At 57.3% G+C, this 26,403-nt stretch carries 26 protein-coding genes; 11 read left to right on the forward strand and 15 right to left on the reverse strand.

Features of this window, described 5'->3' with window-relative positions; translation table 11 throughout:
* The first annotated feature begins 1 nt into the window (after position 1).
* From EH31_RS04640 to EH31_RS04650, 3 genes are read left to right on the forward strand one after another with little or no spacing between them, the layout of a single operon-like run.
* Complete coding sequence (locus tag EH31_RS04640; RefSeq protein WP_034958365.1) at positions 2–676, forward strand: TPM domain-containing protein; 675 nt, start codon at positions 2–4, stop codon at positions 674–676.
* A gap of 12 nt (positions 677–688) precedes the next feature.
* On the forward strand, positions 689–1,270 hold the full coding sequence (locus EH31_RS04645) for an NUDIX hydrolase (protein ID WP_034958367.1): 582 nt from the start codon (positions 689–691) through the stop codon (positions 1,268–1,270).
* A complete protein-coding gene (locus tag EH31_RS04650; RefSeq protein ID WP_034958368.1) occupies positions 1,267–2,055 on the forward strand; it encodes an SDR family oxidoreductase in 789 nt (262 codons plus the stop codon). The genes EH31_RS04645 and EH31_RS04650 overlap by 4 nt, the downstream gene beginning before the upstream one ends.
* 91 nt (positions 2,056–2,146) lie before the next feature.
* Here the strand turns inward: EH31_RS04650 and EH31_RS04655 are convergent, their stop codons facing one another.
* The 4 genes from EH31_RS04655 to EH31_RS17790 are packed head-to-tail and all read right to left on the reverse strand — an operon-like array spanning position 2,147 to position 2,813.
* Entirely contained in the window at positions 2,147–2,359 is a 213-nt protein-coding gene (locus EH31_RS04655; RefSeq protein WP_051698929.1) for a PspC domain-containing protein, read from the reverse strand.
* Complete coding sequence (locus tag EH31_RS17630) at positions 2,356–2,505, reverse strand: hypothetical protein (protein WP_161782123.1); 150 nt, start codon at positions 2,503–2,505, stop codon at positions 2,356–2,358. Before EH31_RS17630 ends, EH31_RS04655 begins: the two co-directional genes overlap by 4 nt.
* Before the next feature lie 59 nt (positions 2,506–2,564).
* Positions 2,565–2,675, reverse strand: a complete 111-nt coding sequence (locus tag EH31_RS17785; protein WP_199796993.1) for an enoyl-CoA hydratase — start codon at positions 2,673–2,675, stop codon at positions 2,565–2,567.
* Between the two features lie 27 nt (positions 2,676–2,702).
* Positions 2,703–2,813, reverse strand: a complete 111-nt coding sequence (locus EH31_RS17790; RefSeq protein WP_199796994.1) for an enoyl-CoA hydratase — start codon at positions 2,811–2,813, stop codon at positions 2,703–2,705.
* A gap of 245 nt (positions 2,814–3,058) precedes the next feature.
* Between EH31_RS17790 and recF the strand changes: the two genes are divergently transcribed.
* Entirely contained in the window at positions 3,059–4,171 is a 1,113-nt protein-coding gene (recF, locus tag EH31_RS04660; RefSeq protein ID WP_034958370.1) for a DNA replication/repair protein RecF, read from the forward strand.
* Here recF and EH31_RS04665 read toward each other — a convergent pair.
* Positions 4,168–4,926, reverse strand: coding sequence for an arylesterase (locus tag EH31_RS04665; protein WP_241765820.1), 759 nt, complete (start codon positions 4,924–4,926; stop codon positions 4,168–4,170). The genes recF and EH31_RS04665 overlap by 4 nt on opposite strands.
* A gap of 79 nt (positions 4,927–5,005) precedes the next feature.
* Between EH31_RS04665 and EH31_RS04670 the strand changes: the two genes are divergently transcribed.
* Both EH31_RS04670 and EH31_RS04675 read left to right on the forward strand, forming a co-directional pair.
* Positions 5,006–5,749 (forward strand): ABC transporter ATP-binding protein, encoded by a 744-nt coding sequence (locus EH31_RS04670; RefSeq protein ID WP_034958371.1) that lies wholly within the window; start codon positions 5,006–5,008, stop codon positions 5,747–5,749.
* Positions 5,746–8,307, forward strand: a complete 2,562-nt coding sequence (locus tag EH31_RS04675) for an ABC transporter permease (RefSeq protein ID WP_241765821.1) — start codon at positions 5,746–5,748, stop codon at positions 8,305–8,307. Before EH31_RS04670 ends, EH31_RS04675 begins: the two co-directional genes overlap by 4 nt.
* Positions 8,308–8,325: 18 nt before the next feature.
* On the opposite strand, the gene EH31_RS04680 is transcribed toward EH31_RS04675, so the two are convergent.
* The 3 genes from EH31_RS04680 to EH31_RS04690 form a co-directional block, all read right to left on the reverse strand.
* A complete protein-coding gene (locus tag EH31_RS04680) occupies positions 8,326–8,793 on the reverse strand; it encodes an RDD family protein (RefSeq protein ID WP_034958373.1) in 468 nt (155 codons plus the stop codon).
* Between the two features lie 41 nt (positions 8,794–8,834).
* A complete protein-coding gene (locus EH31_RS04685; protein WP_034958374.1) occupies positions 8,835–9,299 on the reverse strand; it encodes a DUF805 domain-containing protein in 465 nt (154 codons plus the stop codon).
* A 178-nt stretch (positions 9,300–9,477) separates the two neighbouring features.
* Positions 9,478–12,150, reverse strand: coding sequence for a TonB-dependent receptor (locus tag EH31_RS04690; RefSeq protein ID WP_034959000.1), 2,673 nt, complete (start codon positions 12,148–12,150; stop codon positions 9,478–9,480).
* Between the two features lie 384 nt (positions 12,151–12,534).
* Here EH31_RS04690 and typA point away from each other — a divergent pair, with 384 nt between their 5' ends.
* Complete coding sequence (typA, locus tag EH31_RS04695; RefSeq protein ID WP_034958376.1) at positions 12,535–14,364, forward strand: translational GTPase TypA; 1,830 nt, start codon at positions 12,535–12,537, stop codon at positions 14,362–14,364.
* An 81-nt stretch (positions 14,365–14,445) separates the two neighbouring features.
* Here typA and EH31_RS04700 read toward each other — a convergent pair whose 3' ends face one another.
* From EH31_RS04700 to EH31_RS16730, 4 genes are all read right to left on the reverse strand, one after another.
* The gene (locus EH31_RS04700; protein ID WP_422110914.1) at positions 14,446–15,483 is read right to left on the reverse strand and encodes a DUF6607 family protein; all 1,038 of its coding nucleotides are present in this window, start codon (positions 15,481–15,483) and stop codon (positions 14,446–14,448) included.
* A gap of 51 nt (positions 15,484–15,534) precedes the next feature.
* Entirely contained in the window at positions 15,535–17,685 is a 2,151-nt protein-coding gene (locus tag EH31_RS04705; RefSeq protein ID WP_051698931.1) for a TonB-dependent receptor domain-containing protein, read from the reverse strand.
* A 204-nt stretch (positions 17,686–17,889) separates the two neighbouring features.
* Positions 17,890–18,681: a meso-2,3-butanediol dehydrogenase gene (budC, locus tag EH31_RS04710; RefSeq protein ID WP_034958377.1), complete on the reverse strand. Its 792-nt coding sequence runs from the start codon at positions 18,679–18,681 to the stop codon at positions 17,890–17,892.
* An 80-nt stretch (positions 18,682–18,761) separates the two neighbouring features.
* Complete coding sequence (locus EH31_RS16730) at positions 18,762–21,065, reverse strand: DNA/RNA non-specific endonuclease (protein ID WP_152553453.1); 2,304 nt, start codon at positions 21,063–21,065, stop codon at positions 18,762–18,764.
* 221 nt (positions 21,066–21,286) lie between these two features.
* Here EH31_RS16730 and EH31_RS04725 point away from each other — a divergent pair, with 221 nt between their 5' ends.
* The 4 genes from EH31_RS04725 to EH31_RS04740 all read left to right on the forward strand — a co-directional run bounded on the left by EH31_RS04725 (position 21,287) and on the right by EH31_RS04740 (position 23,788).
* The gene (locus EH31_RS04725; protein WP_034958379.1) at positions 21,287–21,688 is read left to right on the forward strand and encodes a thioredoxin family protein; all 402 of its coding nucleotides are present in this window, start codon (positions 21,287–21,289) and stop codon (positions 21,686–21,688) included.
* A gap of 10 nt (positions 21,689–21,698) precedes the next feature.
* On the forward strand, positions 21,699–22,418 hold the full coding sequence (locus EH31_RS04730; RefSeq protein ID WP_034958380.1) for a cytochrome c biogenesis CcdA family protein: 720 nt from the start codon (positions 21,699–21,701) through the stop codon (positions 22,416–22,418).
* Positions 22,419–22,504: 86 nt separating this feature from the next.
* Positions 22,505–22,894: a VOC family protein gene (locus EH31_RS04735; RefSeq protein WP_034958382.1), complete on the forward strand. Its 390-nt coding sequence runs from the start codon at positions 22,505–22,507 to the stop codon at positions 22,892–22,894.
* Positions 22,895–23,041: 147 nt separating this feature from the next.
* Positions 23,042–23,788 carry an extensin-like domain-containing protein gene (locus EH31_RS04740; protein ID WP_241765822.1) on the forward strand — a complete coding sequence of 249 codons (747 nt, stop codon included), beginning with the start codon at positions 23,042–23,044 and terminating at the stop codon, positions 23,786–23,788.
* A gap of 203 nt (positions 23,789–23,991) precedes the next feature.
* Here EH31_RS04740 and EH31_RS04745 read toward each other — a convergent pair whose 3' ends face one another.
* The 3 genes from EH31_RS04745 to EH31_RS16735 form a co-directional block, all read right to left on the reverse strand.
* Entirely contained in the window at positions 23,992–24,624 is a 633-nt protein-coding gene (locus tag EH31_RS04745) for a response regulator transcription factor (RefSeq protein ID WP_034958383.1), read from the reverse strand.
* A 236-nt stretch (positions 24,625–24,860) separates the two neighbouring features.
* Positions 24,861–25,643: an esterase/lipase family protein gene (locus EH31_RS04750; RefSeq protein ID WP_051698933.1), complete on the reverse strand. Its 783-nt coding sequence runs from the start codon at positions 25,641–25,643 to the stop codon at positions 24,861–24,863.
* A gap of 148 nt (positions 25,644–25,791) precedes the next feature.
* Entirely contained in the window at positions 25,792–26,364 is a 573-nt protein-coding gene (locus EH31_RS16735) for a DUF3617 domain-containing protein (protein ID WP_161782124.1), read from the reverse strand.
* Positions 26,365–26,403 lie beyond the last annotated feature (39 nt).

Here is a 26,403-nt window from a genome sequence, read left to right on the forward strand (position 1 = left end):
CATGAGCTATCTAAACGAAGAACAGCACAGAATCGTTTCAACCGCCGTTAAAGAGGCAGAACTCACCACATCGGGCGAGATCGTTACCGTTCTGGCGGACCGCTCGGACGGCTACACCGATGTCGCCTTGTGGTGGGCCGCCGGACTTAGCTTCACCATGATGAGCCTGTTTGCGGCCCTTCCCGAACCGTTCCTAAACTTCTGGGACGCGTTGATCGGCGGGTGGAGCCATGAATGGACCACGGGCGAGCTTGCCAGCATGACCATCGGGTTGGGGTTGCTCACCTTTGTGATCGCATTGGGTGTGCAGCAATGGCAGCCATTGAAGTTCTTCCTCATCCCCAACCCTGTAAAAACCTCGCGTGCCCATGAACAGGCGATCAAGCATTTCAAGGTTGGCGCAGAACGCCGCACGACGGGCGCGACCGGGGTGCTTATCTATTTGTCCATGCGCGAGCACCGCGCCGAAATCGTTGCCGATGACAGCATCGCGGAAAAGGTCGACGCAGAAGTCTGGGGCGAGGCGATGGGCGATATGATAAACCACATCAAACGCGGAAAGATTGCCGAAGGCATGGCCGTGGGCGTTCGCGATGTGGGCTTTATCCTCTCCCAACACTTCCCGCGCGGAGACAATGACGAAAACGAGTTGCCCGACCGCCTGATCGAGGTCTAAGTCAGCGCTCACATGAGCCAATCAGAATTTATCCGCGATGCAGATGCAGACCTTCCCGAAGAAACCCGGTGGGAGGGCAAGTTTATCGTCGCCAAAACGCGTGGGCGATGGGAGTATGTCGGTCGCTTGCGCGGCATCAGAGCCGCTGCCATTATCGCAATTGACGAAGATGCAGACGGCACCCGCCATGTGATTTTGGTGAGCCAATACCGCGTGCCTTTGGGCCGGTTCTGCCTTGAGATACCCGCTGGCCTTGTCGGCGATGATGACGGGGCAGAGGGTGAGCACGCCTCCGATGCCGCCTCGCGCGAACTCGAAGAGGAAACTGGCTATAAAGCGGGCCGGATGGAAGTGCTGGGCGAGTTTTATTCTTCGCCGGGCATGGTCTCCGAATGCTTCACTCTGCTGCGCGCGACGGGCCTTGAAAAGGTCAACGAAGGCGGCGGGTTGCCGGGCGAAAACATAACCGTACACCGCGTGGCACTGTCCGATCTGTCTGACTTTGTTGCCAAATGGCGCAAGGCAGGCCACGGCGTCGATGTGCGCATAGCTATGCTGCTTACGGCAGAGTATTTGGGAGAGAAATTGAAATGAGCACTGGCAAACGCTGCGAGGGGAAACTCGCACTCGTCACAGGCGCTGCACAAGGACTTGGCGCAGCTCACGCAACTTTGCTCGCGCGTGAGGGTGCGCGGGTGCTCTGCACCGATATCAACGGCCAGGGGGCCGAGGACACTGCGGCGCGGATCAATTCGGAATGCGGTGTGGGGCACGCCCACGGCATCGCCCATGACGTCACCGATCCCGATCAATGGGAGATGGCAGTCGACGCCGCGCGCGAAGAAATTGGCGGGCTTAATGTGCTGGTCAACAACGCTGGCATTGGCGTTCCGGGCAATATCGAAGATTGCTCCTTCGAAGATTGGCAGCGGTGTTTCTCGATCAACGTCGACTCGATCTTTCACGGCTGTCAAAAGGCCCTGCCCCTGATGCGCGAACACGCGCCGGGTTCGATCATCAACATCTCCAGCATCGCAGGCCTTATCGCGAGCGACACCATGCCCGCCTATAACGCCTCGAAAGCGGCGGTGTGGATGCTGTCCAAATCCATTGCGCTGCATTGTGCCAAAAAGAACATGCAGATCCGCTGCAACTCGATCCACCCGACCTTTGTCGATACGCCCATCCTTGATGGCACAGCCAAAGCGGCGCGGCTTGAAAAGGATGTTCTGCTGGAGAAGCTTGCCCGGCAAATCCCGCTGAAATTCGTGGGCGAACCTAACGATATCGCCAATGCGGTGGTCTATCTCGCCAGTGATGAAAGCCGCTTTATGACCGGTGCCGAGATCAAGCTGGATGGCGGGATCAGCGCAATGTAGACAAAACAAAAGGGGCCCGCAAAAGGCCCCTTTACCGGTTCTCTCAAATTTTGCCGGAGACCGCTGGCGATAAGAACCGGCTCAGCGTGCCTCAGTCTGCGATCAGCGCAATCGCGAGGTAGATCAGGATCGGGAAACCGACGCCCAGCAATACTGCGGCGACAAATCCGATGCGCCAGATCAAAGCGTCAACACCGGACCAATTGGCAAGGCCCGAGCAGACGCCGAACAGCTTGCCGCTCTGCTTGTCGAGGCGGAATCCACGGCTTGGCGGACGGCTGTTGTTTTGGGTCAGATTGCTCATGCGAGAACTCCAGTGGTCAAAATTACGGTATTGGGGCTTGCTGGGACGATAGCACCGGCCATCAAGATCACGGTAACAATCAGCGCTCCGGTGGCTGCCATAATGCGGGCCGCTTTCGTGCTGGAAAGGTCGAAGAAAGTGTACATTTTCCTATCCTGTTAGTGGGTATTGCGAGGGGTCAATCATTCAATCTGTGATGACAGCGTTATGCGATCATGGGTGAGCCAGGAATGATTGCGTAAGCGAAGACACCTGCGGTCACGACAACTGAGAAAGCTGCGGCGAAGAGGCGGTTGGCGGTTTCATTGGCAAACATGGTTTTGATCCTTTCGAACGGGGTTAATTAGGCAAGAGCAGGCGTTGCAGGAACGATTGCGTAAGCGAACATGGCAGCTGAAACGACGAGGCTGAAAACAGCGGCTGCGAGGCGGTTTGCATTGTTTGATACGTACATGGTTGGTCTCCTAAGTTTGGTCTTCGTTGGTATTTCCCGGTCTCTTCCGGGGACACAAAAGACAATGCAGGAGGTGTGCCAAACTTGAAAAACGGGAGAATTCTGCGGTTTACACGAATTTACAACCTTGACGGTTTATTCATCATTCCGAAAGGTTGGCAAATTTCCCCAACTGTTAGGATCGGGGATTTTAGGTCGCCAAGTGATGTGCTTTTGCCGCGCTCCTGCTAACCCGGCTGCTCACCATGGCCCTTGCAAAGATCACCCTTCAAAACTTTCGCAACCACGCGGCCAGCGAGCTTGCGCAAACGGCGCATTTCAACCTGCTTGTCGGCGAAAACGGTGCTGGCAAGACCAATGTGCTAGAGGCGATCTCCCTGCTGTCACCGGGCCGTGGCCTAAGGCGCGCCAACCTTGCCGACTTGGCGCGCAAGGAAAGCGGCGATGCACAGAAGGGTGCCTTTGCCATTGGGGCAAGCCTGATCGAACAAGGCCAGACCAGCGCGCGCATTGGCACCTACACGGAAAAAGAGCGCCCTACCCGGCGTCTGGTCAGGATCAACGGCGCGGATGCCAACGCCTCGGCGCTCTCTGAATGGCATGCGGTCTCGTGGCTTACCCCCTCGATGGATGGGCTGTTTACGGATAGCGCAGGTGCAAGGCGGCGGTTTGTCGACCGCATGGCGCTGGCGATTGAGCCGGGCCATGCGCGGGCCGTGAACCAGTTGGAAACGGCGCTGCGTGAACGCAATCGCCTGCTCGAAGATCGCCGCGATGCACGCTGGCTTGATGCGATTGAGGCACAGGCAGCGCAGCATGGCAGCGTGGTGGCGCAGACCCGCGCCCGGTTGGTGGCGCGTTTGTCGGATGAGCTGTCTGCCCTTCCCGCAGAGCCATTTGCCCGCCCCATCCTCACCTATCGCCCCGGCGGTCCTGTCACACCCGAAGAATTGCTCGCCGAATTTGCCCGCGCGCGCCCGCGCGACCGTGCAGCAGGCCGCGCCCTTACCGGTCCACACCGGGACGAATTGGAAGTGGTCATGGCAATGAAAGACCGTTCACCTGGGTCGGTGTGGGGGCCACCTGCCGCATCGTGCTCCACTGGCGAGCAAAAGGCGATGCTGATCGCAATCACCTTGGCCCACGGGGTGCTCGCTGCGACCGGGCGTCCCAGCGTGCTTTTGCTTGATGAGGTCGCCGCCCATCTTGACCCTGTGCGCAGGGCGGCCTTGTTTGAACGCCTTCGCGCAGGGCGAGCGCAAATCTGGATGACCGGGACCGAGCTTGCCCCTTTTACCGAAATCGAGGGCGAAGCAGCGATCTGGCGGGTGAGCGACGGGGCGCTGGAGCGGCTTTAGCCCTCGTCCTCATCGGGCAAAGCTGTCACAACCTCATCAATCGTCGAGGCGACCAACGCCTCAATCCCCTCAGCTGTGGGGTGAATACGGTCAGACTGGAACAATTGCGGCTTTTCATAAATATCTTCGAGCCAAAAACCGATGAGATCGGTGCCATGTTTTTGCGCCATCTCGGCGTAAATGGCGTCAAACTCGGCCTGATATTCCGGCCCATAATTGGGCGGAGCGCGCATCCCCATGATGAGAACCGGGATGCCTGCCTCTTTCAAAGTGGTCAGCATCGCATCAAAATTCGCGCGTGTTTGCTCAGGCGAAATGCCGCGCAAAAGGTCATTGCCGCCAAGTTCGAGGATAAACAGGTCCGGCTTTTCCGGCTGTCCCTCAAGCACAAATGCCAGACGGTCGCGCCCTGCGAGGCTGGTGTCACCCGAAACGCCTGCATCAATCACCCGCGCATTGGTGCCGCGCGCGCGCAGCGCCGCTTCCAATTTCTCTGGGTATCCGTCCGCCTCTGGCAAATTGTACCCTGCAAAAAGGCTGTCCCCAAACGCCAGGATGCGCACCTCTTCGCCCATGATCGGAATGGCCTGTTCGCCCGCTTCAAAAGCGCCATCAGCCGCCCCTGCGACCGGTTCTTCAACAGGCGCTTCTGTCCCGCAGGCTGCAAGCGCAAACGCCAACAAGGAAACGAACACGGAACCGGGCAAGGAACCGGGCAAGGAACCGGGCACACATTTCATTCGTAGTGTATTCATCTGCAAGCGGCGCATAGCGTTCTGCGAACCTTCCATCAGGGACTTGTTTGAAACCTGCCCCTATCCCATCTGGAGCCCCATGACAAAAGTCGTGAAAAACCAACCATCCAGCGCGGACCTGGCGATCAGCGCCCGCGGCCTTACCCTCACCCTTGGCTCTGCCGAAGCGCCGGTCGAAATCCTCAAGGGCATCGACCTTGATATTGAAAAAGGCGAGGTCGTTGCTTTGCTGGGGCCGTCGGGCTCTGGCAAAAGCTCGCTTATGGCGGTGCTGTCGGGGCTGGAGCGTTCTTCTGGCGGATCGCTGACCGTTGCGGGGCAGGATTTTACCTCGCTAAACGAAGATGGATTGGCAGCTGCGCGCCGGGGCAGGATTGGTATTGTGCTTCAAGCCTTCCACCTTCTGCCCACCATGACCGCGACCGAGAATGTCGCAACCCCGATGGAATTGGCTGGCGCAAAAGACGCCTCTCTTCGTGCCGAAGCGGAATTGACCGCCGTTGGCCTTGGCCATCGAACCGGTCACTACCCCACACAGCTTTCCGGCGGTGAACAACAACGCGTCGCCATCGCCCGAGCAACCGCGCCGCGCCCCACCTTGATTTTCGCAGATGAACCGACCGGCAACCTTGATGCCTCCACTGGTGAGGAAATCGTCGAGCTGTTGTTCAATCGCCGCGCGGAAACGGGTGCGACCTTGCTCATTATCACCCACGATGCTTTGCTCGCTGAAAAGTGTGAGCGGGTGCTGACCATGGCGGACGGGGTGATTGCCTCTGACCGCAAGACAGGCGTGAACGCACAGGCTGAGGCTGCGGAATGAGCAGCAATATGAAAGCCGACAATGTAGATACTGGCGGGCTTGGCTGGGCCGCTGCATGGCAGATTGCCCGGCGCGATCTCAACGCACGGTTCAAGGGGCTGCGGCTTCTGCTTGTCTGCATTTTCCTTGGCACAGCGGCTTTGGCGGCCATTGGCACTTTGACCGCGTCGATTGAACGCGAACTTGAAGGGTCAGGACGAGAGCTTCTTGGCGGTGATCTTGAGGTTGAGGTTTGGCAGCGCGACCTGACAGACGAAGAACAGGCCTCGTTGGGCGAATTTGGCACGCTATCAGGCGGCTATCGCTTGCAAGCAATGGCCAACACCGATGACGCGGCCGCGCCCGTTGAGCTTAAGGCTGTGGATGGTAAATGGCCGCTGTTTGGCAGCTTTACCCTCGCAGATGGCAGCGAACCGGGAGCACCCACGGGCAATGACGCTTACCTTGCGCAAGGCGCGCTGGACCGGCTCGATATTCAAGTGGGCGACACATTCCGCCTTGGCACCATGACAGTGCGCGCGGCTGGTGTGATTGGCAATGAACCTGACCGCCTGTCGGAAGGGTTCCAGCTTGGCCCGACCATCCTTGTCGCCAAAGACGTGCCGGGCGATGCAGGACTGTTGCAGCCCGGTTCCCTTTTCCAAAGCAAATACCGCGTCGCCTTCGCCGATGCAGGACGCGATCCTGAGGGTGTGGAAGAAAAGCTGACCGCCGATTATCCCAACGCAGGGTTTGATTTTCGCACCCGCGACCGCGCATCACCCGGAGCAGACCGTTTTGTCACCCGGATGAGCGACTTCCTGACGCTTGTCGGGCTTGCCGCGCTGGTGATCGCAGGGATCGGGATTGCGGGCGGGGTATCCTCCTATCTCGATCAACGCCGCGCCAGCATTGCGACGTTTAAGGTTCTGGGCGCATCCTCGCGCGACATTGTCCGCATATACGCGCTGCAAATTGGGGTCGCGGCGCTCATCGGGAGCGCAGCTGGCATTGCGACCGGCGTTCTGGTCACCCCGCTGCTTGGCATGGCTTTGCAAGGGCTCTTGCCGGTCGAAGGCGGCTTTGTGATTGAACCTGCACCGCTGCTGCTTGCGGGCGCTTACGGTGTTCTTGTGGCCTTCGCTTTCGCTTCAGCGCCATTGCTGCGCGCGCGGTCTTTCCCGGCCATGGCATTGATGCGCAGCCGCATTGTGCCGCTATCACGCGACCGCCGCGCGCTTCTGGCAACGGCAGCTGGCCTCGTGGCGATCTGTGCGCTTGCGCTGTTCACATCAAGCCAGGTCTGGCTCACCGCTGGCTTCCTTTTGGGCGCAGGCGTTGCTCTAATTATCCTCGCCGGCCTCGGCCTCGGGCTCCAATATGCAGCGCGCAAATTCCCCCGGCCTTCCAACCCGCTTTTGCGTTCAGCCCTGTCCAACATCCACCGCCCCGGCGCGCCGACCAGCGCTTTGGTCACAGCGCTCGGCTTTGGCCTTGCAGCCTTCGTCCTGCTCGCCGCCATTCAAAGCGCGATTGACGGCAATATCCAGAGCCGCGTGCCGCAAGAGGCGCCTGATTACTTTGTGATCGACGTGCCGCCAGAGGGTAAGGAGCGGTTTGAAGAGCTTATCCTCGCGCCCTTCCCCGATGCCGCCGTTCGCACGGTGCCGACACTGCGCGGGTCTGTGCTGGCCTTTGGTCCGGAAGGGGAAATGCAGCGCACCGCTGACCTTGAGGAAATCCCGGAAGGCGCATGGGCGTTGAACGGAGAACGCGGCATTACTTACGCGGATGAGCCCCCCGTGGGCAACACCGTCGTCGAAGGCGAATGGTGGACCGCTGAAGAGGCAAGCCAGCCCCTCGTCTCCATCGACAAGCAATTGGCCGATGCAGCGGGCCTTGGGATCGGCGACATGCTGACCATTGGCATCCTTGGACAGGAACGCGATGTGCGCATCGCAAATGTGCGCGAGATCGACTGGGAAAGCATGGGGTTCAACTTCACCATGGTCTTCTCATCCGGGGCCATCGCCGATGCTCCGCACAAACTTTCTGCGACCATCGACCTGCCGGATAATGCCGACACCGAAGCGCGCGCTCAATTGCTGCGCGCTATGGTGCGCGAATTTCCTTCAAGCTCCGTCGTCGAAGTGGGCGAAGTGTTGGTGCAGGCGCGGATCATCCTTGAGCAAGTGGGCCTTGCAACGCTTGCCGCTGCTGCGGTCGCGGTTCTCGCAGGGCTCGCCGTCCTGATGGGAGCGATTGCCGCCGCACGCGCCGCGCGCACATACGACACCGTTATCCTGCGCGTTATGGGCGCAAGCCGGCGTCAGATCCTCGGGTTGCAGCTGGCCGAATATGGCCTGATCGCAGGCGCGCTTGCGCTTGTTGCACTGGCGCTTGGATCAGGCTTAGCGTGGGTGATCATCACCCAGCTGTTCGAGTTTGACTGGCTGCCCGATTGGGGCGTCGTCCTTGCCGTGCTTGGCATGGGGCTCGCTATGGTGCTGGCCTTTGCCCTTGGCGGGTCGCTGCCCCTCTTGAGAGCAAAACCCGCCCAAGCGCTGCGAGAGCTGTAAAGCTCTGGGGCCAGGCCCCTAATTGAACACTTCAGGATCAGCGCCCGTTTCGCCGGGTTTCCCCTGCACCACAAGCGTGCTGCAGATCATGTCGTGCAGCCCTTGCTTGCGCTCGGTAAAGGCGACCATGATGTAACCGATCAACAGGATGAGGCTCGACAAGATTTTGGCAAAATAGCGCCCCAGTGCGCGCAAGATCGAAATTCTCCGCCCGTCCATATCTGTCACGACAAGACCCAAAGCCCGTTTGCCGGGGGTCCCTTGCATGGAGGAGCTTTCAAAGCCCACAAAATATGCGAGGCCTATCAAGGTGAAAACAAGGTTCAACAACGGCGAATCTGATTGCGCATTGGCGCTGAAACTCATGTCTGCCGTTTCGACAGTCGATGTGCCGAAGATGAAAATCAACGGGAACAGCAGTGCCATAAGTATCACAAGATCAATGATATAGGCCACGACCCGCATCCAAAAACCGCCGTAATTCATTCTTCATCCCCCTTCGTTTGATAAAAAGTCCAACTCTCAGATCACTCAAAAACCTCTGCGCCATGCGGGTCTTTGGGGTTTCGTCCCCATTTGTTGGTCCCCTCTTTGCTGGGCAAAAGCGCGATCACGAATATCGCAAGGCCCACAATCCCAAAAATGACCCCGCCGACATACAAGGCGACATACACCCAGCCTGAAAGGCCCGCATCATGGAAGCGGCGAACCGTAACCGCAAGGCCGGGTATGAAAGTAACAAGAACAAACAGGCCCAAAAGCCAGATTGAAACCCAGCTTAGCGACCCGAAAGCATCCAGTGGGTCCCCAACGGGATCAGGCCCGTCAAGGTAGTCGGGCGCCGTCAGGATATCGACGAAATCGACAACGATCGGCGCAATCAAGCAGATCGTCACAATGAATGTGAAGAGGGTAAACGCCCAATATTCCATCCGCCTCGATCGGCCGGAAAAATCAAAATACCGCCGGAATGGCAAAAACACCCAATGCATTCTTTACGCGCCTCCAAAATTTCAGATTGAGAGCGACCATATACGAACCAAGGATACAAGGACTTGGGCCGCTATTTGCGGGGAAAAACTGAACAGCCGGGACCCGGTCGCCCCAACAAAAAGGCCCCGCGCGAACCAACGCACGGGGCCTTTTGTTAAGCGCAAATGCGCGTTTGGCTTAGAAGCGGTAACGTACAACGCCGCCGTATGTGCGCGGCGCGCTTGGGTAGCCAGCGACAGTGCCTGACTGTGCCACACCATCAAACACGGTGCTGATGAAACGGTCATCAAACAGGTTACGCGCAAACGCACCCACTTCGAAACCGTTGTTCAGAGCCAATGTCATCGAGGTGTTCACCAGGTTCACTTCGCGCTTGAAAATCTGCGTGTTGCCAAGGGCAAAGTTAAACCCTGGAAGACCGTTGTTGATGTCTTCATTGCTCTCATGGTTGTAGTCAACGCGCGTGATCAAACGCGTCCCGCTATCCCATTCGTGCGTGTAGGTCGCCGAGGTCGAGATCGCGAAGCTCGGAATGCCGCCTGGACGCTGCCCGGAAAGATCACCCAAAACCGGGTTCGGGAAATCGTCAAACACAGGGTCAAGATGCGTCATTGCAAAGGTCAGGACCAAGCCGTCAGTTGGCTGAACGGTCGCATCAAATTCGAAACCACGAACCGATTGCTCACCAGCATTAAGCAGGGTGAAACCAAGGCCGGTGAAGATGAACGACTGAAAGTTCTGGATCGACTGGTCGAACACGGCCAAGTTGAAGCCGAAGCCATCAAATTGCGCTTTTAGACCAATTTCAAAAACTTCCGCCTCTTCAGGACCAGCGAACCGGGTACCGTTGCTAAGGTTCGGCGTTGCCAGACCTGCATCGATAATCGGCGATGATGGTGCAAGGAAAGTCGAACCACGAAAGTTGGTGCTGCCATCGGGTGCAGGACGTGGGCCTACGCCTGCAACGAACAGATCCGCTGATGGACGGCTGTCACGCGAAAGGTTGACCGAGCTCGCTTTAAACCCGGTCGCATAGCTACCGTAGATGTTGATCTCTGGGATCACTTCATAGGCAACGCGGAAGAGGTAAGTGAACTCATCATCGTTCGTTTGACCCGGCTCAACCGCGTTTGGCAGGTCGAGGAAACCGGTTTGGAACTGGAGATCAGCCAATGGCAAAAGCGGGTTCGCTGCGCTGGTCGCCAGAGCTTGAAGTGCATCCTGCTGTGCTTGTGGCAAAGCCTGGAACTGATCACGGGTTGTGACCGCACCGCCGGTCGCAATCGAAATGAACTGATCGATCACGTTAAAGCTTGCGAGCGGATCGCCTGCTGTCGTCGTGATCGAGAAGTCCTTGCTGTCGTCGGTGTAGTTGAAGCCTGCGGTGAAGACGAGGCCATCAACCGGTTCAAAATCAACCGTACCAAAGATCGAGTAGGACTCGTTATCCATGGTGAAACGCTCAAGGCTGAGGAAGTCCCCGCCAAGAACGCTGCCAACTGGAAGGCTAAGCTGTGTATCGACACTGGCAAGCACACCTTCACCAATACCAATCTGCTGCGCAGGCGTCAGGCCGGGCAGAAGCTGGCCGTTACCAACCGCTTGGAAGGCTGCGAAGTTGCGGAAATCGTCGCCGATGGAAAGCGAGCTGTCTTGCGTGATCGATTCATCAAAATAGAAACCACCAAGCAGGAAGTTGATCGGACCATCAAAGTCTGATGCGATCCGGAATTCTTGCGTAAAGGTATCGACGGCCTGATCGCGGTTCTCGGTAGTGAGGTCCGCGCTAGTGAAGTCGACGTCTTGGTTAGTGATGTTGCGCAGTTCACGATACGAAGTGATCGATGTGAGCGTAAGCGCCCCGATATTCCAATCAACCTGGCCAGAGAAACCGTAGTTTTCGCTCTGACTAACCGGCGCGACGTTCAGGAAGTTTTGGTCGCTGAAGAAGTCACTCGGCGCTTGTCCGCCCACAGCCGTAATGGCGTTTTGGGTGGTAGGGCCAACCACAAGATTGCTGGTCTGACAGCAAATTTCGTCGATATCGTTGTAATCACCGATCAGACGGATGGAGATATCGGATGTAGGCTCGATGAGCAACTGACCGCGCACGCTGTAACGGTTACGATCGTTGATATCTTCGTCAAGATTGACGATTTCGCCAAAGCCGTCGCGCTGCTGATAGCTGCCGTCGACAGAGAATGCGACGTTGTCGGTGATCGGACCAGTGATGTCCCCTTTGAGGAATACTTGGTTGAAGTTGCCGTAGACCGCTTCGACGTTACCGCCGAATTCAAACTGCGGAGGACGGGTAACAACCGAGATAACGCCAGCAGAGGCGTTTTTACCAAAGAGGGTCGACTGCGGGCCGTTCAAAACTTCGATCCGTTGAACGTTTGAAAGGTCATTCAACGCCGAAGCAGAGCGTGAACGGAACACGCCGTCGATGAAGACGCCAACCGATGGCTCAACGCCGAAGTTGTTATCGCCATTACCAAAGCCGCGAACGATAAATGTTGTTGCAGAAGCAGTTTGCAGCTGGCTGACACGCAGCGATGGCGTCACCGTTTGCAGGTCAAGAACGTCGCGGATTTGCGCATTCTCAAGCGTTTCACCGGTGGTCACAGAGACCGAAATCGGAGTTTCCTGAAGCGTCTGTTCACGCTTGGACGCCGTCACGATAATGACATTGCTGTCTTCCTCGCCGCCGAGCGCCTCTGCGGCTTCTTCGAAGTCGTCATCTGCATCTTGAGCAAATGACGCCGATGGTGCGGTGATGGCAAAACCAGCCGCACCTGCAAGCAGGGCAAGCCGAAATGAACCGGCAGTGCCGGAAGTAATAGAACGCATGGACATCCTTCTCCTCGTATCCCGTTACGAGCGGTCGGTCCTTTAAAAGAGCATCCCCAGATGCAGGACTTTACTATCCGCCGTTAACTTGACCGTATTAGGCGAGTGCCCTGACGCCCACAAGCGTTCACGCATACGAAGGCATAGCGTAATGGCCGTGCTGTTGCGGCTGAGTCACACATGAAAATTGGCTATTTTGCACTGCAGCAAGCGTCAAAAAGGGTGCGGAAAAGAGACTTACGCAGCGTCAAGCTGGCATGATTGGCACCTGTTGCACATTTGGCGCGCAAAACCACTTCGCGAATTACGCCCTTGTTGCGCCGCAGCACAGCGTCTAGGGGAGCGCAAAATTCCCTTATCTTTTACCGAAAATGAGAACCCGTTATGTCTCGCGACCTGCGCAATATCGCGATTATCGCTCACGTTGACCATGGTAAGACCACTTTGGTTGACCAGCTTTTCCGCCAATCAGGCACCTTCCGTGACAACCAGCGGATCGAAGAACGTGCCATGGATTCGGGCGATCTGGAAAAAGAGCGCGGGATCACAATCCTTGCCAAATGCACCAGCGTTGAGTGGGAGCATGATGGCAAAACGACGCGCATCAACATCGTCGACACCCCCGGCCACGCCGACTTTGGCGCCGAGGTTGAGCGTATCCTTTCGATGGTGGACGGCGTTATTCTTCTGGTGGACAGCGCCGAAGGGGCGATGCCTCAGACCAAATTCGTGACCGGTAAGGCGCTCGCCCTTGGCCTTCGCCCTATCGTGGTCGTCAACAAGATCGACCGTCCCGATGGCCGCCCTCAGGAAGTATTGGACGAAGTGTTCGACCTGTTCGCATCGCTTGATGCAACCGATGAACAATTGGATTTCCCATCACTGTTCGCCTCAGGCCGCGATGGCTATGCGAGCGACGATGAAAGCGCGCGCGAAGGCACGCTTGATCCATTGTTCAAGCTGATTACCGAGCACGTGCCCTCACCCGGCCTCGATGAAACCGGCAAGTTCAGCTTCCTTGCAACGCTGCTTGACCGTGACAACTTCATGGGCCGCGTTCTGACGGGCCGCGTTCAATCGGGCACGCTCAAAGTCAACGATCCAATCCACGCAATCGACATGGACGGCAAAGTCGTCGAAGTCGGCCGCGCAACCAAGCTGATGAGCTTTGACGGGCTGGAGCGGGTTCCGGTGGACAGCGCCGTGGCAGGCGACATTATCGCGCTTGCTGGCCTTGAAAAGGCAACCGTTGCCAACACCATTTGCGACCCAAGCGTGAAAGAGCCTATCGAAGCCCAGCCGATCGATCCGCCAACGCTCGCCATGCGCTTTGCCGTCAACGACAGCCCGCTTGCGGGACGCGAAGGCGATAAAGTCACCAGCCGCATGATCCGCGACCGCCTGTTCCGTGAGGCAGAAACCAATGTCGCTATCCGCATCACCGAAAGCGCCGACAAGGACAGCTTTGAAGTGGCGGGCCGGGGCGAGCTTCAGCTTGGCGTTCTGATTGAAACCATGCGCCGCGAAGGCTTTGAGCTTGGCATCAGCCGCCCAAAGGTTCTCCTGCGCGAAGAAGACGGCCAGAAACTCGAGCCATATGAAACCGTCGTCATCGACGTGGATGATGAACACTCTGGCACCGTGGTTGAGAAGATGCAGCGCCGCAAGGCGGACTTGACCGAGATGAAGCCATCGGGCGTCGGCAAGACCCGCATCACCTTTTCCGCCCCATCGCGCGGTCTGATCGGCTATCACGGCGAGTTTCTCTCCGACACGCGCGGCACTGGCATCATGAACCGTCTGTTTGAGAAATACGGCCCCTACAAAGGCCCCATCGAAGGGCGCAATAACGGCGTTCTCATCTCCAATGGCGACGGCGAATCCAACGCCTATGCGCTCAACATGCTCGAAGAGCGCGGCGAATTGTTCGTGGGCGCTTCGATGAAGCTGTATGAGGGCATGATTATCGGTGAGAATGCCAAGCCCGATGACCTTGAAGTCAACCCGATGAAGGCCAAGCAGCTCACCAACATCCGTTCCTCGGGCAAGGATGATAGCATCCGCCTGACCCCGCCGCGTCGCATGACGCTGGAACAGTCGATTGCCTATATCGACGATGATGAAATGGTTGAGGTCACCCCGCAGTCGATTCGCCTGCGCAAAACCCTGCTGTGCCCCCACGAACGCAAAAAAGCGCGCCGTAGCAAGGGCTAAGCCTCCCGAGATTGCACAAAAGAAAAGGCGGGCCGGGATAGATATTCCGGCCCGCCTTTTGTGTTAAGAGCAGTGAAGGCCCTAATAGCCCGCGTCAGAACCCTGTTCTGTCGAAGCAGCGGTGCGGGTTGCACCCGTCCCTTCACGGATAAGCGTCTGCGCCTTGGCAATCGCCGCATTTGTATCCATTTCGCCTTTGGCAATGTCGGTCCCCATTTGCAGCAAGTCGCCGCTGATCACCGTGCCGGTACTGGCTTCTTCCTCGATCACAATACCGCCGGTTTTGGAAAGCGATGCCTCCCACTCCGCGCGCACTGCGGCCCAATATTGCGAGGTCGCTTCCCAATATTCGTCGGCGGCGCTCACGGGGTAATCGTCATAGCGGGTGTAGGTGTTGAGCACGCTTTCCTGCACGTAGGGCACCGCTTCGCCATCCACCCATTTTGATTTGGTGTTGTCTTGCCAATGGATCCATCCACCGGGGAACGGTTGGTGCCTGTTGATCGAGACATAGTGGTCGTAAACAGGGTCGCGGGTCGCATCGCGCCGGGCAAGCGGGCGGATAGTCCAGTTGGAACGCCAGCGACGCACGCCATTGGTCGTCTCCCATTGGCCCCATCCGGCATAACGCGGGCTGTCATCCACCTGATAAACCGTCTGCGACCAGCGGCCTTTACGCATTGCTTCGGGCACATCGTCGAGAACCCATCGGCCCGGCGCATTATAGACAAGGATTTGTTCCGGTTCGTATTCCCAGTCCTGACGCCAATGCTTCACGATAAAGGGATTATCCTCTGATCCAACCACAAGCAGGTGTTGCAGAACGATCTTGCGGCCGGTGTCCTCGATCACGCGCACGCTTTCAAACCCGCCCGAAACCTTGGCATCAATCGGTTCGTAATCCGCGCGCCACGGGGTTGTTTCTTTCATATCGAAGGAGACGCGAAAATCGCCTGCCATCGCAAGGATGTCAGCGCGGTCTGCCTCAAACGCCGCCGCTTCCGCTTGCGCCGAACGATCGCCGACGGGGTCATCGGCAAGAGCGGGGCTTGGGCTGGCAACCATCATCAGAGCGGCAAGGCTGACGCCTGCAAGAGATTTTGAAAATCTGATCATCATATCACTTTTCCCACAGTTGTTATTGCGACTCATACACATTTGCAATTGAGTCTAAAAGCCCTTTGACCATGAAAGAGCGGCTTTGAAGTTTTGACCCGGCTGGCTGACCCCGGCGCTCACCACCTCGAAATCGGCATCGCCCACATTGTCGATGCCAAGGTCGAGCCGGAAATCAGCAAAAGGCCCGCTTTCGGGCTGGAACACGGCGTAGATATCGCCAACCAGAAAACCGTCGCGCGCCTGATTGGGGTCGTTCACCTCGTCAAAATCGGTCGCATAGGTCATTCTTGTGCCCACTCGCAGGCCGGTTTCCCCGACCCGGACGCCAAAATCGACGAAGAAAATGTCAGGGGTCAGAACACCTTCCAGAAATTCGCCGTTCTCCTCGTCAATGCCATCAATGCTGGAGAAATGACCGCGGGCATAGAATATGTCCGAACTGTAGCTGAACTCTGCCTCGAACCCCGTGATCCCGGCATTGGTGATGTTGACGTTCTGACTGGTATTGCCAAAGGCCGCGCCCGGACCGCAAGGCGGCACAAACGGACTTGCGACAAAACAGCCCGCAGGAATGTTCACATCAAGGCCGATGAGATTGTCGACCTGGCTGTCGTAATAGGACGCTTTGACTGTAAAGCGGTCGCCATCTTGAACAAGGTCAACAAAATCGAGCCCGGCGCCGATCTCCCACGTCTCGGATTCCTCCGATTGCAGATCGGCATTTCCGATAAACAGGTTTTGCACAAAGGCCGGGCCAAACGGTCCGGGCGGCGCGGAGAGATTGGGGATGGTGAAGTGGACACCGTCCGCAAATGCCTCGTTAAAGGACGGCGCGCGAAAACCGAGCGAGTAATTCCCAAAGATAAGCAGTTCGGGAATGGGCTTGTACGACACCCCAAGCTTGGGCGAGAATTCGTCATCGTCGATCTCGAAAGTTTCGTCATCGGCGGATGAACGGAACGAATCCCAGCGGATGCCCGGAATAATGCTCAATTCACCGGGAATTCCGTCTGCAATGGTAATTTCCGCCTGAGCAAAAATACCGACAAACTCGGTGTCCGCATCGGGAACGCCGCCGCGTGTTCCATCAGGGGTTGCATTGTCGAGGCCCGTTTGTTCGTCGCGGTAATATTCGCCGCCATAGGTGAATGTGACAGAGGACGCATCGCCAAAGGCTATGCGGGAACGGTTGTCGATCATAAATCCAAGGGTTTCGACCGCACGATCGGTGGTTCGGGGGCTTTCCACCTCGTCCTCTTCCACCGAATTGCGGCTGTAATACCCCACGAGGTTCAGGTTGACCGCGTCGCTGGCCGGGTCGAATTTGAGCCCGAATTGCGCCGTGTCATTCTTCGCATCACGAAACACCAGAGCGTTGCCCGGCCCTGCGATATTGCCGCCTTGGGGGTTTTGGGGATCGCTCGAATCTGCCTGATACCGGGCATAGGATGCGTAAAGCTCGAGCGCATCGCTGGGCCGCGTAGTCACTTTGAAAAGGGCCGAATTGATCTCGTCATCGGATGGCAGCAGATCGCCACTGCCAAGCTCGATGCTGCCGCTGTCTCGATAAGTGTAATGGCCAAGCACATCCCAGACCCCGTCGCTCGATTGGCCTGCGCCTGTCACACCGATGCGAAATTCGTCGTTCACCGATTGATAGCCAGTGGCAAGGCGCACAGCGAAACGCTCCCCATCATCCAGAAGGTCGCGCGCGGTCACGGTGCGAGTGGCGATCACACCGCCAAGCGCACCCGAACCATAAAGCGCAGAGCTTGGCCCCCTCACCACTTCCACCGTTTGCACAAGTTCAGGGTCGATGAAAAATCGCCCGTCATGGCCGGAGATAAAGCTTTGCCGCGCACCGTCCTGAAAGATCAAAACGCCGTTTCCGCCAATACCGCGGATTGACGGTGCATCGCCTGTTCGCCGGGGCCCTGAATCGAACTGGGCGCCAGGAATGGCGTCAAAGACATCTTGCAGGGTTGAGGGGTTGAAGTCCTCTATAATTGCGCGCTCGACGACGCTGACCTGGCCCGGAAAATCAAAGGCGCGGATCGGGTTTTTCGTCGCGGTCACTGTAATGACAGGTTCGCCCGTTTCGGGATCAACCTGCGTGTTTTCAGCCCGCGCCCGATCTGCACCGCCAACCAGAGCGACGGCCGCAATGACGAGGAGAGACGCAGTGTGGAATGATGGTTTCAATGAAAGACCCCTGGGAAATGCAGTTCATGATTCGCTAATGCAAACCAATTGCATCAAGGCCACGGCCTTTGCAAGTCTATTGCGAATAATTATTACTTGCAGGGGTGTTCAGCAGGCGAGCAGCTAGGTCACGAGCTTGCGGCCCATTCCCGAAAAGCCTTTGCTGGAGTGTGAAAGTGGGGAAGCCTGCCCCGTCAATGACCGCTATTGGCCCATCGCCAGCGCCAGGAAGTTGGGCTGACCGTTGCTTGCCGTGACGCCGCCATCCACGGGCAGGTTTACGCCGGTGATAAAGCTTGCATCTTCGCTCGCAAGGAAAGCGGCGGCGGCGGCGATGTCTTCGGGTTCGCCAATGCGGCCAAGGGCGACGCGCTGCATGAAGTTTGCGACCATCGGTTCGCTCGACAAGATGCCTTCAACCATGTCCGAGCGCGTGATTGACGGGTTGATCGCGTTCACCCGGATGCCAAGCCCGCCCACCTGCAGTGCAAGGCCACGGGTAAAGTTCGTCACCGCGCCTTTGGACGCGTTGTAAACGGGCAACATGGAATCCCCGCCCATCCCCGAAACGCTTGAGATATTGATGATGGAACCTTTGGTCGCTTTGAGATGCGGGATCGCCTCCCGGCTCATGTAAAGGACGCCTTTGACATTGATGTCGATGATACGGTCGATTTCTTCGTCCGATGTTTTGTGCATCATCGATCCGCCGCCAACGCCGGCATTGTTGACCATGACATCAAGGCCGCCAAACTTGTCCACCGCAGCGCCGACGATCTCCTTGGCAAAGGCGCTTTTGCTGACATCGCCCGGCACCACCAGAGTGCGCTCGGGATCAAGGCTTGCCGCGGTGCCCGCGCATTTTTCGGCATTACGGGCGTTGATGATGACATTCGCGCCCTCATCATGGAACCGGCGCGCGATGGCCTCACCAATTCCGGTCGATGAGCCTGTTACGATGACGGTTTTGCCAGTGAAGCGTCCAGAGTGAGCCATGCGAATTTCCTTTGGTTGAGCGCGGATTTGTCGTCCGGCTTATCGATCCTCAAGGAATGCGCAAGGTTTGGCCCGCCTCTTCAACCCAAAATGATGTCTGAAAAATCCAGAATTTCGCCGTCCTGACTTTGCCGGGAAAAACTCTCCTGCCCCGAGCCGCGGCGAGGTGCACAGACCCGGTGCGGCTCGCGCGTTCTGGCGAGGGGATCTGCATCACTAAGCGGTTTTTTGCCGCGTCCCACGCCGCTGGTAAAGCGCAGGCCTGTTAGGCCTTCGACCTCTGCGACAGGCACCTGAAATGTCCTGTACGCGCCAAGCCGATCGCGCTCGGCCCCTTCAAGGCCGTGGTCGTCCACCACCTCTTCCTGGCTTAAGAGATAGGCCGTCGCAAACAGATCGCCATCCGGGTTGATCGCGGCCAGAACTTTCCAAAACTCAAGCGGATAGGCCAGACCGCGATATTCCGGGTCAGCAAGGCCAAAGACGGGGCCAGTGAAGGCCTGCAGCTTGAACTGGCTCTCCAACGAACTGTTCTCAAGGATGTAGCGTTCGAGCCCCTGCCACAGCTGTTTATTCTGGTTAAAGCGCGAATGTTGGGGCACGCAATTGGTCCAGGTGCAGGTGTTGTTTGCGCTGATTGTTGCGGCAATCGGGTCTGCGCCAAATTCCAGATCTTCGCGCCTTGTCAGGTGGCCCCGGTCGAATTTGTTGTGCTTGTAATAGCTGTTGTCGACTTGAGCATCGCGGGCGATCCGGTCGTCATACATCCACCGGTCATCGCGGCCCGAAAGATAGGGCCGCATTCCCCAATCGACATTGGCCGCAGAATAGAAGGCAAACTTTCGCTGCGCATTCATGACAACCGAATAGTTGACGTAATTGAGAACGCCGGCTTCTTTTTGTGCGTCAGAGAAGGTTTCGCCATAGGCATCGCGCAAAGGGGCCACTTTTGCAGCAAATTCGGGGATCAATTCAGGCAGGTTGACGGTCTTTGCCCCCCGCCCAAGGAAGCGCGGGTCAAAGCCATCAGCGCCCACCCAATCCCTTTCAGGGTCAACCGGTGCGCGAAGCTTGGCGCTCTTTTCGTAAGCTCTCCCATTCTGGCCCTTGAACTCAAGATCGCCGAGCCCTTGCATATCGGCAGAATCGACGCTCACCACGCCGTCCTTGATGGAAAGCGTCAGGTTGATCGTCTGATCGCCTGAAACTGTGGCCGCAAGAGCTGGTACTGCGACAGGCAACGCCTTGCCTGACCTGGTGTCAATCGCCTCTCCATCGGCCGGCTTCATATAGTCAGCAACCTTAACCGTGCGCGCAATCTGCACCAGGCTTTCAGGCAGCTTTCCACCCCGGAACATCACCGGAAGCCGCGAAGTGATATCGCGCACGCCGACATTGAGCATCGGCGCAATCATCGGGTGGGTCGCAATCTCCAGATCGGTGCGCAAACGCTCAATAATCTTGGAGATGCGGATGCCTTCATTGGCGATCCAATCAATATCAACATCGTCATGGATCGAAGGGTTGTAATCCTGACCATCGACCGTTTTCCACGCGCCATCCTCAATCCGCGGCACGCCTGAATGGTGCAATGCCACCACCAGCCAATCATTGGTGAAGACGGGCGAGCCTGACGATCCGCCTAAAGTATCGGTCGAATACCACAGCACATCATCGCTGCGCGCCAGAAACTGATTGTCGCGCGCGCACACCTGTTTGCGTTCACCATTGGGATGCTGGATGATGGTGAGCCATTCGCCCTCCATAACCTTGCCCAGCTCAGCAATCAGAGGGAGCCAGCCCACCTCTGCAAGGGTCGTCTTTGTCCCTTCAGGGCCACCAATGGATTCTTCCTCCACCGCGACAATGGTGAAATCCAGACGTTCATTGGTGTAGAACAATTTTTGCGGGTTAAGTCGAAAACGCAAGGGAGTGCGATCCTGGCCCAGCAAATCGCGCTCATAGAACATCTGTATCTCGCTGGCGCGGGCGAGTTCTTCGTTCTTGAGCACGTGGTTATTGGTCATCAACACGCCATCACCCACGAAAAAGCCTGATCCAAAACCAAGCCTGCGTCCGCGCCCGTTGATGATTTCCACCCGCACCACCGCCCGCGCGACCAAGGCCCCGCGTGGCAGATAGTTTGCATCCTGAAGCTCGTTGCCGCCAATGATGCGTTCAAAGGCTTGCTGTGCCTCGCGCTCTTCGGAATAGAGGTTTTCGAGCATCCGGCGGCGCTGCTGTTTCTGGTGCTCGCTCGCGATCTGGTCTGGCGAGCCCATCCGAACCTCGCGGGTGAGCCGCTCAATATCGGTGCCGCTTTCCGCAATTCGGGCAGCCGCCTTATTGGCCGCTTCATAAAAAGCTGGAGTTTTAATCGCCATCTTATCCTCCCCGAACGATGCCATGTCCCTCTACATTGAAACAAAACGCAGGCTAATACTTGTGAGATTGTCACAAATTCTGCGTCAAAAGTGAAATCGTGCGGGATTGTAGGGCCAGGGTCAAATTTCTTGACCTCCCTTGTAACCGGCCCGCGGAAGCCTTCGAACACCAAGGAGAGCCCGGCCACTTGTGCCGCCAAAAACCTATGGAGTTTTAGAAAATGACCCGTCTTTTCCTTATCATCGCCGTCATCGGCGCTTTCGTTATCGGTGCAACGCAGCTCACCGCGCAGGCCAGCGCGGCGGATTGGTCCACTTATGACGAAGCCGAGTTTATGATGGCGCAAAAGAAGGGCAAGACCATCGTGGTCGATGTCTATGCCGACTGGTGCCCGACGTGCCGCGCGCAGGCCCCCATCCTTGATGAACTTCGCGCAGAAAAGCAAAGCGATGACGTTCTGTTTGTGAAGGTCAATTTCGATGATGAAAAAGCCTTCCTTCGCGCAAACCGAATCCCGCGTCAGTCAACCGTGCTGGTCTTCAAAGGCATGGACGAAGTTGCGCGCTCTATCGCCCAAACCAACCGCACACGCTTGCGCAGTGTTGTCCTAGGCGCGCTTTAAGGCTCATTTCATGTTCGCCAGCGCCTTCTTGTCCTTTGTCGCAGGGCTTGTGACCATCTTGAACCCTTGCGTTTTGCCGCTGGTGCCGATCCTTGTGGCATCGGCGCTGGGCAAGAGTAGATTTGGGCCACTCGCTTTGGCGGGCGGCCTCATCACAAGCTTCACCCTGTTTGGCTTTACCGTGATCGCCTTTGGTTATTCGCTTGGCATCAACGAACAAATGGTGCGCCTTTTCGCAGGCGCGTTGCTGGCGGTGGCAGGGGTGGTCCTGCTCGTGCCCCAGGCTCAAACGGCATTGAGCGCAGCAGCAGCCCCGATTGCCAATTTCGGCAATCGGCGGCTGTCGGTGTTAAGCGGTGAAGGCTGGCATGGGCAATTTGCCATTGGCCTGTTGCTGGGCGTTGTGTGGGCACCGTGCGTTGGCCCGACGCTTGGTGTTGCCATTGCTGCGGCCAGTCAGGGTCAGGACCTGCTCGCAAGCTTCCTGATCTTCCTGATATTTGGCCTTGGTGTTGCAACATCTGTGCTCGTCTTTGCCTATGGCTCACGCAAAGCCATGGGGGAACGCCGTAAGACGCTGGCGGTGGTGGCACGTTTTGGCAAACCACTGTTTGGCGGCGCGCTTGTGGTGGTTGGCCTGATGGTCATGACCGGCTTTGACAAGGTCATCGAAATCGCGCTTCTCGATGCCCTTCCCCCGTCGGTCATTCAATTCACAACATCGTTCTAAACGCCCTCTTTTGCCAGAGGCCCTTTTGCCAGAGGCCGCTCTTTAAGGCATAAGAGTTGGTGCGACAGGAGCGGGAGAGCAAAGCGATGAATGACCAAACAGGACCGCGCGTGACCGGCCTTGGCGGCGTATTCTATGTGGCAGGCGACCCGGAGGCGACACGGGCGTGGTACCGTGAAAAGCTGGGCGTGGATGGCGAATATGGCCCGCAGTTTGCCTGGAATGACGAACCCAAGGAAAATCCTTATTCGCTTGTCAGTCACTTCAAGGATGATGAGTATATCAAGCCCGGCAAGGGCGGTTTTATGATAAACCTGCGCGTTGCGGATTTGGACGGCTTTGTCGAAATCCTCAAATCGCGCGATGTCGAAGTGCTCGATACAGCGGATGAGGGATACGGAAAGTTTGCCTGGATCCTTGATCCCAACGGGGTCAAAATCGAACTGTGGGAACAGGTGGCGGACGAAACACCTTAAGGCCGGTCCCAATGCCGGTCCCAAGGCCGGTCCCAAGGCCGGGCCTAACTGCTTAGGGATGCGTTAACCATTGGTTGATACCTTTTGTTAGGTATGAAACGCAGAAATCCTCCCGGAAATTGTCCTCGCCATTTGGCACCGGCATTCTTGGCTGTATTCCTGGCTGCATCTGTGGCTGGATGCGGCGGGATTATTCCGGTGGGCGGCGGATCGGGTGAGAAAAACTCATCTTCCAATTCTGCCCCCAATTACGATCGCCAGGCATCGCGGCCCAATGTCGCGGCTGCTGCGCAAAGTGTCGCACGCCGTCCGGCAGAGGCAAGCTGTATCCGCTCATTAGGCTCCAGCGGGACGCGTTTCACCGCGCTTCCCGACACTTACGCAGGGCCCGGATGCCACCGCCTTGGTACGGTTCAACTGATGTCGATCAACGGGGATCGCGGTTCTTTCGCGGTCAGCAACATTGGCGCTGTTCAATGCGATGTCGCCAATGCGTTCAGCAATTGGGCGCGTTTTGGCGTTGATCGCGCCGCGCGCCAGATTTTGGGCAGCCCCCTTGCCAGAATTGAAACGATGGGCAGCTATGCCTGCCGAAATGTGGCGGGGTCAAACAAAAGGTCTGCGCATTCGCGCGCTGAGGCGATTGATGTGTCCGGTTTTGTGCTGGCGGATGGTCGGCGTATTCGGCTGGACGAGGATTGGAACGGTGGAAGCGCGGCGGAACGCGAATTCCTGCGCGTGGTCAGATCCTCTGCCTGCAAGCGGTTTGGAACGGTGCTTAGCCCCGATTATGACCGTGCCCATGCCGATCACTTTCACTTGGAAGGATCAAACCAGCCCTTTGACGCCGGGTCTTCTGGCGGCGTTTCATCAGGCACAGGTTTTTGCCGCTAACGCGCCAGTGTGTTCCCATCGCGGCATAAGGCACACGCGGTCCTTGGATCGCCAAAAAGCAGGCTCCCAAAACCAGTCACGGCCCCGACACTTAGGGAATGTCGAGGCCGTGCGGGTACCAAGGGCGAGGTGGCTTTCGCTACTCAAAAGAGCGCCCTTCGCAGGATGGATGCCGGAAGTAGACCAGCAATTCTTAAGCAGACTTAATAGCTCACTTGGGGTTCAATCTGAGGTTCCAGTTTCGCCTCAAGTTTGAGACGGACGGCTTCGGCGGCGTGACGTGCGCCCAGTTTGTGCATCATGTTGGCACGGTGGATTTCAACGGTGCGTGGGCTGATTTCCAGCTCACGCGCGATTACCTTGTTGCTGCTTCCTTGAGAGAGCCATTCAAGCACTTCGCGTTCGCGCACAGACAGGCTGGCAATGCGATCGCGCGCTTCGATCATCCGGCGACGAGCTGCGCCGAAAACCTCGGCCTCTTTCTCGATCCGGGCGAGACAGCGTTCGAACCGATCCGGATCAAGTGGCAAGGAGAGATAATCAAGCGCTCCGGCTTTGATTGCCTCTACAATCCGTCCGGGACGAGGATCGGTTTCAATCGCGATCAATGGCAACCAAATGCCTAGTCGACTGAGCCGTTCAAGGATCATCGAGACGCCGCCCTGATCGGGCAGATCGCGGGCGACAATGATCCCTTCGCGCGGTGGGTGAATGGATAATTCCGAAATGTCGCCATACACTTCTGAATGGTGGCCTAGGGAAAACCCTATGCGTGCCAATTCAGCGCGGTGCCGACTATTGGAATCGATGAAATGGAGGGTTGCTTTGCGTGACATGTGTAGTGTCGTGCGCCGCTCCCAATTTTAATTCACGCGGCACTAAACCCAATATGGAGTCTTACGGTCAGGGGTTCTGCGCAAAATATTGAAACCTTAGGCATAAATACCTCCATAACGAACCATTTGTTCGGCCCATTCCTGAAGTTATCCGGGGATTAGTCGCCCCACCTTACTTCGACTCGACGAAGTGTTGTGCAAGCGAATCGCTTCGACGCCAAAAAGGGGATGCTTTGTCACTTCGGCTGGCGATCAAGCTCTCTTATCACCGCAGCAATTGCCTTGGGATCGTAGGTGAAGCCGGAATGCGTACAGCGAAGGGCAACCGCGCGGTCGCGCTCTCCAGGCTTACCGGCCGCACTGCGCGGACCGATTGCCCCATCAAGCGGGCTCCACAATGCAATCGTCTCGACATCGGGTTTGACCGACGGGTCCGCGTCAATGCCGGGCTCATCCACGCTCTCTCCGGTGACGACCGAGTATAGACGCCAGATATTGTTGCTGCGCCTCGAGCCCGAAAAAGGCGATCCCATGGTGATGACTTTGGTGATCATCTCGGGGCGCACCTTTGCAAGTTCGCGCGCGTACAGCCCGCCAAGGCTCCACCCCACCAGGGCAACGCGGCCACCGCTTTTATCGCACACATCCACGAGCCTTTTTTCGAGGCCCTGCAATGTCTCCTCAGCCACGCCCCAATTGCGTCCCTGCCCCCAATCCTTGACGGTGTGGCCAGCCTGTTCGAGCAGCTGCGCCATATAGCGCATCCTCGAAGGACCATGGCCAAAGCCGGGGAAGAGGATGACAGTTTGCGGGAGCTTGGCCTTGGGGACTTTGAATTGACGAACCAGTCGGCGCGCAGGCTCGATCAGCAAGTCCGCCTCGCCCATGAATTTCAGGAGGCTGGGCTTGCCCTTTTCCTCTTCCCGGTAATCGCCAGAGGCCAGTTGAATACGCCGCGCAAGCTCCGTTTCGTTCAGAGCTGCTCTGGAGGACGCGAGGAAGTGCTCAATCTTGGACATTGCCTGCCCTTATATACTCTCATCGGGTGAACGCCCAATGAAACAGACATCGAAGCATACACTATAGCATTGCGCACGAAATAGCATTGCGCACGAAAAAGGCGGCCAGATCGATCTGGCCGCCTCCTCATGCAATTCATCGCAAAAGCTATTTAGCGCATTCGCCCAGACGCTTGCCTTCGCTTTTCGCTTTGATCTTCATCGCGCCCATCTCAGAACCCTCCATGGAGATATCCATCGCCATGGCATAGCTGTCTTCGTCATAGGTGCCCTTGTTGATGATCTTTGCGGTGCCCGAAGTGGGGTCGGTGCACGACATCGCCATGTCGATCGAACCACCCGCGAACTCAAATTTTTCATACTCGCAATCGGCTGCATCACTGCCTGAGAACATTTCAGCCGCTGGCTCTTTTGCCTGTTCTTCGGTGACGCATGATTTGGTCGTGTTCTTTTGGCCGCGCATCGCATCAATCATCGGCCCGATCATACCGCGCGCTTCGGCCGGCAACTGGCTTGCGTCAAATTCGATATCGACGAACTCGACCGTGTTTTCCCACTCGCCGGGCTTGATGGTCAGATCTGAATTGGCAAGCACAGCCTCGGCCTCTTTCTGGCTGATCGTGCCGTCACCGTCCGCATCCGCATCGGGCGCACCGCCGCACGCGGCAAGCGCAAAAGCCGATGCAAGCAGGCCTGCGCCCAAGAATTTTGTCATAGTCATTTTGAGAAGTCCTTCCCTCATTGCATATGCACGAGGGAT

It is taken from the genome of Erythrobacter longus, from assembly GCF_000715015.1.
GTDB classification, from domain to species: Bacteria; Pseudomonadota; Alphaproteobacteria; order Sphingomonadales; family Sphingomonadaceae; genus Erythrobacter; species Erythrobacter longus.

What these genes read in the sequence shown, in the direction of transcription:
- EH31_RS04640 (WP_034958365.1), top strand. Translation starts at nt 2, where the DNA reads ATGAGCTATCTAAACGAAGAACAGCACAGAATCGTTTCAACCGCCGTT.
- EH31_RS04645 (WP_034958367.1), top strand. Translation starts at nt 689, where the DNA reads ATGAGCCAATCAGAATTTATCCGCGATGCAGATGCAGACCTTCCCGAA.
- EH31_RS04650 (WP_034958368.1), top strand. Translation starts at nt 1,267, where the DNA reads ATGAGCACTGGCAAACGCTGCGAGGGGAAACTCGCACTCGTCACAGGC.
- EH31_RS04655 (WP_051698929.1), bottom strand. Translation starts at nt 2,359, where the DNA reads ATGAGCAATCTGACCCAAAACAACAGCCGTCCGCCAAGCCGTGGATTC.
- EH31_RS17630 (WP_161782123.1), bottom strand. Translation starts at nt 2,505, where the DNA reads ATGTACACTTTCTTCGACCTTTCCAGCACGAAAGCGGCCCGCATTATG.
- EH31_RS17785 (WP_199796993.1), bottom strand. Translation starts at nt 2,675, where the DNA reads ATGTTTGCCAATGAAACCGCCAACCGCCTCTTCGCCGCAGCTTTCTCA.
- EH31_RS17790 (WP_199796994.1), bottom strand. Translation starts at nt 2,813, where the DNA reads ATGTACGTATCAAACAATGCAAACCGCCTCGCAGCCGCTGTTTTCAGC.
- recF (WP_034958370.1), top strand. Translation starts at nt 3,059, where the DNA reads ATGGCCCTTGCAAAGATCACCCTTCAAAACTTTCGCAACCACGCGGCC.
- EH31_RS04665 (WP_241765820.1), bottom strand. Translation starts at nt 4,926, where the DNA reads ATGAATACACTACGAATGAAATGTGTGCCCGGTTCCTTGCCCGGTTCC.
- EH31_RS04670 (WP_034958371.1), top strand. Translation starts at nt 5,006, where the DNA reads ATGACAAAAGTCGTGAAAAACCAACCATCCAGCGCGGACCTGGCGATC.
- EH31_RS04675 (WP_241765821.1), top strand. Translation starts at nt 5,746, where the DNA reads ATGAGCAGCAATATGAAAGCCGACAATGTAGATACTGGCGGGCTTGGC.
- EH31_RS04680 (WP_034958373.1), bottom strand. Translation starts at nt 8,793, where the DNA reads ATGAATTACGGCGGTTTTTGGATGCGGGTCGTGGCCTATATCATTGAT.
- EH31_RS04685 (WP_034958374.1), bottom strand. Translation starts at nt 9,299, where the DNA reads ATGCATTGGGTGTTTTTGCCATTCCGGCGGTATTTTGATTTTTCCGGC.
- EH31_RS04690 (WP_034959000.1), bottom strand. Translation starts at nt 12,150, where the DNA reads ATGCGTTCTATTACTTCCGGCACTGCCGGTTCATTTCGGCTTGCCCTG.
- typA (WP_034958376.1), top strand. Translation starts at nt 12,535, where the DNA reads ATGTCTCGCGACCTGCGCAATATCGCGATTATCGCTCACGTTGACCAT.
- EH31_RS04700 (WP_422110914.1), bottom strand. Translation starts at nt 15,483, where the DNA reads ATGATGATCAGATTTTCAAAATCTCTTGCAGGCGTCAGCCTTGCCGCT.
- budC (WP_034958377.1), bottom strand. Translation starts at nt 18,681, where the DNA reads ATGGCTCACTCTGGACGCTTCACTGGCAAAACCGTCATCGTAACAGGC.
- EH31_RS16730 (WP_152553453.1), bottom strand. Translation starts at nt 21,065, where the DNA reads ATGGCGATTAAAACTCCAGCTTTTTATGAAGCGGCCAATAAGGCGGCT.
- EH31_RS04725 (WP_034958379.1), top strand. Translation starts at nt 21,287, where the DNA reads ATGACCCGTCTTTTCCTTATCATCGCCGTCATCGGCGCTTTCGTTATC.
- EH31_RS04730 (WP_034958380.1), top strand. Translation starts at nt 21,699, where the DNA reads ATGTTCGCCAGCGCCTTCTTGTCCTTTGTCGCAGGGCTTGTGACCATC.
- EH31_RS04735 (WP_034958382.1), top strand. Translation starts at nt 22,505, where the DNA reads ATGAATGACCAAACAGGACCGCGCGTGACCGGCCTTGGCGGCGTATTC.
- EH31_RS04745 (WP_034958383.1), bottom strand. Translation starts at nt 24,624, where the DNA reads ATGTCACGCAAAGCAACCCTCCATTTCATCGATTCCAATAGTCGGCAC.
- EH31_RS04750 (WP_051698933.1), bottom strand. Translation starts at nt 25,643, where the DNA reads ATGTCCAAGATTGAGCACTTCCTCGCGTCCTCCAGAGCAGCTCTGAAC.
- EH31_RS16735 (WP_161782124.1), bottom strand. Translation starts at nt 26,364, where the DNA reads ATGACTATGACAAAATTCTTGGGCGCAGGCCTGCTTGCATCGGCTTTT.